Annotated in this window: 6 protein-coding genes and 1 pseudogene; 5 read left to right on the top strand and 2 right to left on the bottom strand. The window is 70.4% G+C overall.

The genetic code is table 11. The annotated features are described in order from the left end of the window. Positions 1 to 314: 314 nt before the first annotated feature. Together VME70_14490 and VME70_14495 are read left to right on the top strand one after the other, a co-directional pair. Complete coding sequence (locus VME70_14490; protein HTW21408.1) at positions 315 to 764, top strand: histone H1-like repetitive region-containing protein; 450 nt, start codon at positions 315 to 317, stop codon at positions 762 to 764. Positions 765 to 825: 61 nt separating this feature from the next. After that, entirely contained in the window at positions 826 to 1,014 is a 189-nt protein-coding gene (locus tag VME70_14495) for a hypothetical protein (protein HTW21409.1), read from the top strand. Here the strand turns inward: VME70_14495 and VME70_14500 are convergent. Beyond that, on the bottom strand, positions 999 to 1,934 hold the full coding sequence (locus VME70_14500; GenBank protein HTW21410.1) for a hypothetical protein: 936 nt from the start codon (positions 1,932 to 1,934) through the stop codon (positions 999 to 1,001). The genes VME70_14495 and VME70_14500 overlap by 16 nt on opposite strands. A 68-nt stretch (positions 1,935 to 2,002) precedes the next feature. On the opposite strand from VME70_14500, the gene VME70_14505 reads away from it, so the two are divergent. After that, the gene (locus VME70_14505; GenBank protein HTW21411.1) at positions 2,003 to 3,910 is read left to right on the top strand and encodes a glycosyltransferase family 2 protein; all 1,908 of its coding nucleotides are present in this window, start codon (positions 2,003 to 2,005) and stop codon (positions 3,908 to 3,910) included. Between the two features lie 15 nt (positions 3,911 to 3,925). On the opposite strand, the pseudogene VME70_14510 reads toward VME70_14505, so the two are convergent. After that, a pseudogene (locus VME70_14510) lies at positions 3,926 to 4,069 on the bottom strand (transcriptional regulator). A gap of 142 nt (positions 4,070 to 4,211) precedes the next feature. Here VME70_14510 and VME70_14515 point away from each other — a divergent pair. Next, positions 4,212 to 5,297 (top strand): S-(hydroxymethyl)mycothiol dehydrogenase, encoded by a 1,086-nt coding sequence (locus tag VME70_14515; GenBank protein HTW21412.1) that lies wholly within the window; start codon positions 4,212 to 4,214, stop codon positions 5,295 to 5,297. A 171-nt stretch (positions 5,298 to 5,468) separates the two neighbouring features. After that, positions 5,469 to 8,165 carry an FtsX-like permease family protein gene (locus tag VME70_14520; protein ID HTW21413.1) on the top strand — a complete coding sequence of 899 codons (2,697 nt, stop codon included), beginning with the start codon at positions 5,469 to 5,471 and terminating at the stop codon, positions 8,163 to 8,165. The last annotated feature ends 142 nt before the right edge of the window (positions 8,166 to 8,307 follow it).

An 8,307-nucleotide genomic window follows, 5' to 3' on the forward strand; every position in this document is an offset into this window, starting at 1 on the left:
CCCGTTGCTTCCCGATCCGCGTGGTGATGTCCATGCTGTGCATCGTCGCAGGTAGCAGACGACCGATGTGCGCCGACATCGGTCACAGCGCGCGCAACAGCTCGTACGAACCGTCATCGCCGACGATGAGTCGTTGAAACCATTGAGATCTGACGCCACAGACACGGTCATGTGCGGTCGAACGCGCGAAATTTGTCGACATCGGGTTTCGCGACACGCTCAACCTCTACATGCAGTGGTAATGGAATGCGTCGACATTCGATGACAGAGTTGTCAACAGCACAGACCTCCACTAATCGAGCTAGGGGGCTCACGTGGCAAGAGCAGCGGCGAAGAAGACGACTGCACGCAAGACCGCAGCCAAGAAGGCTCCGGCCCGCAAGACCGCGGCGAAGAAGACGACCGCGCGCAAGACGACTGCACGGAAGACAACAGCGCGTAAGACCACTGCGCGCAAGACGACCGCGCGCAAGACCGCGGCCAAGAAGGCTCCGGCCCGCAAGACCGCGGCCAAGAAGACCACGGCGCGGAAGCGGACGGCCGCCAAGAAGACCACGGCCAAGCGCACCGCCGCCAAGCGGACCACGGCGCGCAAGACCACCGCGCGGAAGACTGCGGCCAAGAAGGCTCCGGCCCGCAAGACCGCAGCCAAGCGGACAACCGCGCGGAAGACGGCGGCCAAGAAGACGACGGCGCGGAAGACCACCGCTCGTCGGCCGGCCCGCAAGACGGCAGCGAGAAAGACCACGGCTCGCAAGAGGTAACACCCTGACGAACTCAAGTGAGTCCCAACAACCGCCGCGTCGACCATCGGTCGCGCGGCGGTTGTCTTCTCTCGCCTGCTTCGTGCTCGCCGGTGCGGCCATCATCGCCGCGATCGCGCTGTTCGGCACCGGTTTTGCCGGGCCCGCGCCCATCGCCCTCGCCGCTGCCGGCGGGCTGATCGCCGCCGGGGTGGCGTTGTGGCGGCCGTCCGCCGCTGACCGCGGTCGCGGGCGCTACCCCGGCACCTGACCATCAGCGTTCCCGGTGGTGACCAGCCACCAGCCGTCCGGCCGCACCTCGAGGTGGGCCATCGGACCCAGCGCGACATTCGCTCCCGCATCGCCGATTCCCGTGCCGTCCGTCGAGACTCCTGCGGCCGCGCGCCGTACGACGTGGTCGTGCGCGAGCTCGACAAAGACCTGCCAGGTCGCAGCCGGAAGGCTTGCGCAGTCGACCGCAGCCGACCAACCCGCCCAGTCGCGGCGCACCGGCAGGTGCGCACGGCCGGGAAACAGATCGGGCCGTTGGCGCCGTCGGCCGGCGAAGATCCGCTCGCCGAGGTCGCCCACGAGGATCAACTGCACTGACTCGTCGGACCGAGTCGGCAAATGGGCGAGCGCTGCCGAGCCGCCGATCGTGACGATGTCCGCATCGACCGCGACATCGTCGGCACGCGCGACGAGACGAACCAGTGCAGTCATGTCGTAGCACTCGTCGGGTGCGTCGTAGCGCGGGTCGCGGAAGCCGGGCAGCGCGGCGTAGACGGTCGAGGACTCGATGCGCACCGGCACCGGCAGCCTGCGCGTCGTACGGCGTCCACCGGTTGCGGTCGCACCGGCGACCTCGGCGTCCACCCGTCCGACGGAGCTCTCGGTGATCACCGCCCACGCCGCATCGAGGGCATTCGCGCGCAGCAGGCGGAACACGGTCCGCGGACGCGGCTGCATGCCGTCCGCAGCAGCCGGCGTCACAAGCACCGCGACGCTTGCCGCCGTGGCCAGCCCGGCGGGTGGCCCGGTGCTCGCGGGCACCGCCCTGATCATCAGCTCGTGCAGCTCGCGAAGGACCTCCCGCTGCTCGGCTCGGGTTCCGCCCAGCCGGCGGTCGGTGCCGAGCGCCGAAGCGCCGGCGTCGAGATCGGCGAGCGAGAGCGGTGCCAGGTCGGCCACCCAAGGACCCTAATCCGCGCCCGGCAGTCGTCACCCCGTCACCTGCGCCGGATGCCAGACTCCACGAGGTGACCGTCGACGTCAGCGTGGTCGTGCCGTTCTTCAATCCCGGCGCGGACCTCGATGACTGTCTCGCGTCGTTCGCCGAACAGACCTTGCCGGCTGAGCGGTTCGAGGTGCTGCTCATCGACGACGGCAGCACGGACGGCAGCGCGGAGCGGGCCGAGCGGTGGGCGACGTCGTACCCGGGCCGCGCAGCGGTCCACCGCCTGCCGGCGAGCGGCGGTCCCGCTCGACCGCGCAACACCGGCATCCGCGCGGCGCTGGGTCGCTACATCCAGTTCGTCGACAGCGACGACCGGCTTGCTCCGGATGCGCTGCGCCGACTGGTCGAGGTTGCGGATGGCTCCGCCGCCGACGTCGTGGTCGGCAAGTTCGCTTCAGACTTCCGCGCGATCAATCACGCCTTGTTCCGCGAGACCGTGACCGGCGTCACCCTCGCCGACTTCCCGCTGATGCTCAACCTCACGGTCTGCAAGATGTTCCGCCGTGAGTTCCTCGACCACTACGCGATCCGGTTCCCCGAAGGCCCTAGCTACATCGAGGACCAGCACTTCTGCCTGCAGGCGTACGTGCATGCGCGCTCGGTCGCGGTCGTCGCCGACACCGTCTGCTACTTCTACTTGCGCCGGCGCACCGCCGGGCACAACCACGGCGACACAGCGATCGAACCGCGCGAGTACTGCCGCGAGCTCGCCGACATCACCTCGTTGCTCGATGGCCGGCTGACTCCGTCAAGACGCGACGTCGTCCTCACCCGCTTCGTGCGCAACGAGATGCTCGGGCGGTTGCGCGGGCCCGGCATGCTCCGTTACGACGCGGACCACCGGCGCGAGCTCGCCGGCGAACTTCACCGGCTCGTGACCGATCTGGTCACCCCAGGAGTCGAGGCCGAGCTGCCCGCGGTCCAGCGGATGCAGCTCCGACTGCTGCGCAACGACGACGTCAACGGCCTGCTCCACCTCGCCGACGGGCTTGAGCGGATCCGGTTGCGGGCGCGCACGGCCGAGCCGCGTTGGCAGGACGGGCGCCTCGTCCTCGATCTTGACGCCGACCTGGTGGTCGACCGGCGAGACGGGTCGCCCGGCACGGATCTGCTGCGCCTCGAGTCCACCGGCGACGGCGGTTGGCGGCTCCCCCAGTGGCTCGCTCCCGAGACCGAAGCGAGCGACCGGCAGCTCGTCAGGGCCGACGACGAGGATCTCGACCTCGACCTCGCCACGGTGGCCTTCGTCGACGGGCAGCTCTGGTCGACAACGTCCGGTCTGCGGCTCGACGTGGTCGACGGCGTACCCCGGATCCGCGGCGAGGTCGTGATCGACCCGGGGACCGTAAGGGGAGGGCGGCCGCTGGATCGCGGGCGTTGGCTGCTCCGGCTGCGGGTGGCCTTCGCCGGCCTGTCGAAGTCGGCGCCGCTGCGGCTGGCACCCGCCGGCGGAGCCGCATCGGTCTGGCTCGCCGCCGGCGACGGCGGGCTGGGATCCGCTTCGGTCTACTTCACCGGCCCGATCCCGGAGGGCGAGCGTCCGGCGGTCGAGCTCGACATCGACCAGAGCGTTGCGCCGCTCGCCACACACGCCGTCGTCGACGGCTGCCGGCTGGACGCCGACGGCGTCCTGACCATCGAGACGAGCGCGCTGCGCGGACCGGACGCCGATCTCGAGTGTGGGGTGTTCCTGATGCCGGAGGACGACGCCGCCGTCGACGCCCGACTGTGTCCGGCGACGTTGCGGGTTACTCCGGACGGCGCGGTCGTCCGAGCCACGGTCGCCGACGCACCTGCCGAGCCCGATGAGTGGTCGGTGCTCCTTCGGATCGGACCAGTCGGTGGCCCCGCACCCCGACGGCTCGGCGCAGTGCTCCGGCGCGACGCCGCCGGGAACCTGTCGGCGGCGCGCGAGATCGACGAGATCTGACCCTGTCGGTCCGCCTTCACCGGCGTGCGCCACCGCGTTCCTGACCACGTGCGGGACATGCTCGTCGGCCAGCCGGTCGACGACCTCCCGCCCACGCCGGGTGGTCGCGACCAGGCCGGTGCTGCGGAGCACCTTCAGATGCTGGGAGACCAGCGGCCGGCCAGTCCGGAATCGTCGTCCAGGTGTGCTTTCGACCCCGCTGCCATGCGCCGGACAGTACCGTCGGGCGGCTGTCGCATGCGAGGCTAGCGAGCGCCGCCGCGCGCGGCCGAACCCGAGACCACGAGAGGAACGCACGTCAATGCCGACCGAAGTACAAGGCGTCGTCGCACGGAGCAAGGGTGAGCCCGTCGAGGTCACCACGATCGTCGTACCTGATCCCGGACCGGGCGAGGCGCTCGTCGACGTGCAGGCGTGCGGGGTCTGCCACACCGACCTGCACTACCGCGAGGGCGGCATCAACGACGACTTCCCGTTCCTGCTCGGGCACGAGGCCGCAGGTGTCGTGTCCGCGGTCGGCGAGGGCGTCACGGACGTCGCACCCGGCGACTTCGTGATCCTCAACTGGCGCGCGGTGTGCGGACAGTGCCGCGCGTGCTCCCGCGGCGAGCCCTGGTACTGCTTCGCGACCCACAACGCGGCTCAGAAGATGACGCTCGCCGACGGTACGCCGCTGGCGCCCGCGCTCGGCATCGGCGCGTTCGCGGAGAAGACGCTGGTTGCCTCCGGACAGTGCACGAAGGTCGACCCGGCAGCCAAGCCGGAGGTGGCCGGACTGCTGGGCTGCGGAGTCATGGCCGGGCTCGGCGCGGCGCTGAACACCGCGGCGGTCCACCGCGGCGAGACCGTGGCGGTCATCGGCTGCGGAGGTGTCGGCGACGCGGCCATTCTCGGCGCATCGATCGCCGGTGCGCGCACCGTCATTGCGGTCGACATCGACGATCGCAAGCTGGAGTGGGCGAAGGGCTTCGGCGCCACGCACACGGTCAACTCCAAGGACAACGACATCGTCGAAGCGGTGCAGGGCATCACCGGTGGCCTCGGCACCGACGTGGTCATCGAAGCGGTCGGGCGGCCGGACACCTACAGGGCGGCGTTCTACGCACGCGACCTCGCCGGGCGCGTCGTCCTGGTCGGCGTACCGACACCGGACATGCGGATCGAGCTGCCTCTCATCGACGTGTTCGGTCGCGGCGGCTCGTTGAAGTCCTCGTGGTACGGCGACTGCCTGCCGAGCCGGGACTTCCCGATGCTGGTCGACATGCACCTGTCCGGCCGCCTGCCGTTGGAGAAGTTCGTATCGGAGACGATCGGGATCGGGGACGTCGAAAAGGCGTTCGAGAAGATGCACACCGGCGACGTCCTTCGCTCGGTGGTGGTCTTCTAGCCGCAGGTCTCCATCGGCTCGGCGTGACGTAGCCGTGTCCGGGCGGCCGGGTCACGGCGCGCTGGGCCGGGCCCGACGGGACGGTCACAATCCCGTCACGGTCGCCGTGGCGCCGCCACCGTTCGTGGCAGGGTCGGTGGAATCGGTCCGGGTACGACAGAAAGGACATCGATGCAGGGTCGACGCCACCCCGGCGCGATCCTGCGGATCCTCGGTCGGGGGGTGCTCTACCGGCGCGGCATGGCGCTGCTGATCGTCGTCGTCTCGGCGGCCGCCTGCGCGGCCGCAGCGGTGGCCCCGATCTATCGCTCCTCGGCCGCCGTCTCGGCACTGCGCGCCCGCATGACGTCCGCGCCGGCGAACGACAGCGGCGTCGAAGTAGCCGGCTCGTCGTGGCCGGGCGACTCCCCCGACCAGATTCTGGCGAAGGAAGTTCCCCGGCTTCCGCTGTCGACCGCCGTCATCCGCGGCATCACGGTCAGTGGCACCACGACCCAGCTGCAGGTGCCGAACAAGCCGATCGAGTACGCCGCGATCGAGTGGCGGCAGAACCAGTGCGCCCACGTGACCTTCACGAGCGGGCGATGCCCGACCGGGCCGCACGAGATCGCACTGCCCGTGAGCGCGGCCCAGGTGCTGAAGGCGCAGCTCGGTGGCCCAATCGTTGCCTCGGGGCTGGACCGTCCGACGTTCGGCGACGTGACGAACATCCTCGACCAGGCAGTCCCCCCGAAGCCGAACCTGAGGGCGTCCGAGTACTCGCTGCACGAGAAGGTCGTCGGCTTGTTCACGGTGCCGCCCGCTCAGCAGGCCTACTGGTTCGGGCAGGACATCAGCGCCCCTGTCGTGAGTCCGGACGGCACTCAGGTGGCCGACGTGACGGCGCTGGTTCCTCGAGCCACGCTGGTTGCCCTGCCGCCGCCGTTCCGGTCGAACGTCGTCGTCGACCAGCTGCTCGACTGGACGAAGGCCACACCGGCCGAGCTGCCCGCCGTCGAACATGCCATCGCCGGTCTACAGGCCCACCACCGCGAGAACATCTCCGTGCTGACCCAGGTCCCGAGCCTGCTCCGGGCCGACGCCGCCGACCGCCACCAGCTCAACCACCTCGTGACGCTCGCCCAGCTTCAGCTGTTGCTGCTCGTCGGCCTGGTCCTGATCGCCATACTGGCCGCGAGCATGGATCGGCGGCGTACGGAGTTCATCATCGCGACCCTCAACGGCCGGCGCCCGTTGTCGACCGCGATGTCGATCTCCGCCGAGCCGATCCTGCTGCTCCTGGTCGGCATCATTCCCGGGCTATTGGTGAGCGTGCCGCTCGCCTATTTCGCAGCCCACCTTTGGTTGCGGTCCGGGACGCCCGTGCACCTCACCGCGAGCGCGGTCGTTGCCGCGTTGGTCGTGACGGCGGTTGCGGCAGTCGTCACCGTCGCGACCGCACTCGTCGTCGCGTCGCGATCGCTGTCCGACCAGCTCGCCGAAGACGCGCGAAGCGCCGGCGGGCGCGGCGGCGCATGGATCGACATCGTCGCGATCACGCTGGCGGCCGCGGGCGTCATCGAGCTGTTCTCCTCGCACTCCGGCAACGCCTCGACGCCCTGGTCACTGCTGGCCCCGTCGTTGACCGGGTTGGCCGCGGGCCTTGCGCTCGGCCGGCTCGTGCCCGCACTGCTGCGCGGAGCGGTGCGGTCGACCGCCGAGTCACGCGACCTCGGCCGGTTCCTCGCCGTGCGCGAGCTGCGCCGCGACCGGGCCGCCTGGCGGGTCACGGCGATGGTGGCGCTCGCGATGAGCCTGCTCGCTTTCGCGGTGACGGTCGGGCACGGGGCATCGCAGGACCGGACCGACCGTGCCGGCCTCATCGTCGGAGCGCCCACCGTTGCCGACGTCCTGGTCCCGCCGTCCGAGACGCTCACGACCGCGGTCCGCCGCGCGGACGCCAAGGGCAGATGGGCGATGGCCGCCGAGCTGCTCGCGCCGTTCGGCTCGGCCGCGCAACGAACGCTGGCGCTGGACACCACCCGGCTCGCCGCGGTCGCGGGTTGGCATCGACGGATCGACGGGCTGACCCCGAAGGGCATGAAGCGAATCCTGCACGTCCCGGGTTCGGTCGCGCAGCTCTCGCTGCCGATGCTGACGGCGGGCGACGTCGGCGGGTCGTCCTTCGGGTTGAACAACGAGCCGATCCGCCGGATGCGGGTGTATCAGACCTCGGTCCTTCCCGAGCTGCTCGGTCAGGGAGCGTTGACGGACCTCAGCTCGCTGATCGCGGTGGGCAAACCGATCCCGATCCAGCGGCTCGGTTCGACCCAGCTGACCGACCAGGTGTGGATCGGCTCGCACGCCCCGGCGGATGCTCTTGCCCGGTTACGCGCAGCGGGCCTCACCATCACATCGGTCTCCACCCGTAGCGGCACCGCAAGGACGCTCGAGCGATCCGCGGAGACCGCCGGGCTGTCGGGTTACGTCGCGGTCGCCGTGATCGCAGCGATCCTTGCGGTCGCGCTCCTGATCGGCACCAGCATCGCGGCCGCCGGCCGGCAACGCAGCGAGGCGCTCGCGTTGACCTCGGCAGGCGTGCCGCGCGCCACCGTCGTACGCGGGCGAAGCGGCGCTGCCGCCACCCGCCTCGCGATCGCCGGCATCGTCGCGCTGGTGTGCGGGATCGCGACCGCGCACCTCGCCGCTCACCTGATCCCGCAGGCCTCGGCCGGTGCCATCCCGAAGCCGCTGTTGCCGCTGCCGGTGCCGCCCGCGGTCATCGCCGTCTTCATCGCGCTGATCCCGGCATTGATCGCCGAGGTTGTCATCGCGAGCTACGTCGCGAAGCGCACCGACGTTCGCACCCTCCGGGCGGCGATGACATGACCGCGGACACCCTGGCCACCGCAACCGGCGTCACCGTCGTCTGTGAACGGATCACGCACCTGTACCAGACCGGCGACGAGCAGGTCGTCGCGCTGCGTGACGTCGACCTCACCATCCCCGCGGGTACGTCGATCGCGCTGCT

This window comes from Mycobacteriales bacterium, assembly GCA_035504215.1.
Lineage (GTDB): Bacteria > Actinomycetota > Actinomycetes > JAFAQI01 > JAFAQI01 > DATAUK01.